The sequence below is a fragment of the Pseudoalteromonas sp. P1-9 genome (genome assembly GCF_001399975.1).
Classification (GTDB): domain Bacteria; phylum Pseudomonadota; class Gammaproteobacteria; order Enterobacterales; family Alteromonadaceae; genus Pseudoalteromonas.
In genome coordinates, this window is the sequence record NZ_LKBD01000142.1 from 1 (window position 1) to 423 (window position 423).

1 protein-coding gene is annotated in these 423 nt (G+C 39.2%); it reads left to right on the top strand.

Annotated elements, in window-relative coordinates; all coding sequences use genetic code 11:
- Positions 1-219: 219 nt before the first annotated feature.
- On the top strand, positions 220-423 hold a 204-nt coding region (locus AN214_RS23135), incomplete at its 3' end, for a hypothetical protein (RefSeq protein ID WP_235576804.1).

Consider the following 423-nt stretch of genomic DNA (forward strand, 5'->3'; position numbering starts at 1 on the left):
CAAACTGAGCCGGAGCTGCGAGCGTTCAGAAAAGAGAATTATATTTAACTAAAATAACACAGACATCCATTCTAATTTGATTTAGTTTGGGTGTTTTTATCTTTATATTTTGAGTGAAACGAAAAAATCCAAAAAAGATCTAAGAAAATCAAACTGTGTAAGTAAAGAGTGAGTAGTGCTGTACTTGTTACTACTGCTACAATAATACAAACAAATTCATTGAAGCCTAGGTGGCCTTTAGATTACCCTGAGCCTAAGGCTATCCCATACAAAGGCCTAATTTGTACTATTGGTCACCCGGCAGAAAAAATGCCTGAAGGACCAGACCCAGGTAAAGGGTGTGGTTCTTTACTAACTAATGCGATTAAAGTGTGTGAACAGCTACCAGAGGGCTTCGGGAGAAATGCTTGTCGCTCAAGGGCC